This window comes from Nonomuraea sp. H19, assembly GCF_052068215.1.
Lineage (GTDB): Bacteria > Actinomycetota > Actinomycetes > Streptosporangiales > Streptosporangiaceae > Nonomuraea.
The window spans coordinates 1-1,125 of record NZ_JBQHCV010000125.1 but is presented as its reverse complement, the minus strand read 5'-3'; the positions used below and the strand labels follow the sequence as shown (position 1 = coordinate 1,125).

The 1,125-nt window shown below is 71.6% G+C and carries 1 protein-coding gene; it reads left to right on the top strand.

The window, feature by feature from the left end; genetic code table 11:
* Positions 1 to 165 precede the first annotated feature (165 nt).
* Positions 166 to 1,125, top strand: a 960-nt coding sequence (locus tag ACTMTI_RS56865; protein WP_441129409.1) for a tyrosine-type recombinase/integrase, incomplete at its 3' end; no start/stop codon positions are given.

Below are 1,125 nucleotides of genomic sequence, written 5' to 3'. Positions count from 1 at the left end.
GAACCGGGGGCGCGTTTTTCACAAGTTGCCGGGTTGATGACCGCGTTTCTGCAGGCAGTCGGGGCATGGACCCGCCGAACTGTCGGTGCAGAGCCGTACGCTCTGGAGCACGTTAGGGGCACCGCCCGCGCCACGGTGCTGCCGTCTGTGTTGGGAGGCTGCTGCATGGCGCGAGATGGCGGGAAGAAGCCGGCCGCTGAACTCCGCCGGGACCTGGCCGTGCCCACCGGTCCGATGGAGGTCGTGCTGGCGTGGCGGACGGCCGGATCGGTCGCGGGGCCCGAGCATGTGGTGTCGCCTCGGGTGGCCGCGCGGATCTTGGGCTCCATCCCCGAGGGCACACGGCGGGCCTACACCGCCGACTGGACCCGGTTCAGCGCCTGGTGCGCCTCTGCGGGACGGACGCCGTTACCGTGCACGGCCGAGACGTTGGCGGAGTTCATCTCGGCTGTCGCCGACCACGGGTACGCGCCGGCGTCGCTCCGCCGGATGATGGCGGCGATTCGCTCCATCCATCGCCTGGGCGGCCAGCAGATGCCCGACAACACCGCGGCGCTTGCGGTCATCAAGTGCTACCGCAACGAGCGTGTGGCCGCCGGGATCGCCAACACCAAGCCGCGCGCGGCGGCGCTGTCGGTACGGCAGCTGCGCGAGCTGGTGGCCGCGTGCGAGCTCCCCACCTGGCCGGGCGGGCCGCCGCGCAAGCAGGCGGCCGTGGCGCGGGATCGGCTGGTGCTGGTGCTGGGCTGGGCGATGATGGCCCGCCGGGGCGAACTGCGTGCCCTGGACCTGGAGGACGTGAACGAAGTCGACAACGGTCTTGACGTGCTGGTGCGCCGGTCCAAGACCGACCAGTCCGCCCACGGCCATCTGGTGGCGATTCCCTACGGCCGTGATCCGCTGACCTGCCCGGTACGGCTGTGGCGGACCTGGACCGAACTGCTCGCCGCCCGCGGGGTCACGTCCGGCGCGGTGTTTCGGCGGATCCACCGATCAGGACGTGTTGGTGACCGCATCTCCGATCAGGCGATCTTCGACATCGTCCGTGGAGCGGCTGAACGGGCCGGGCTGGGGGAGGCCGGCATCCGGCCGCACAGCCTGCGCGCCGGTGGCGCGACCGGCGCC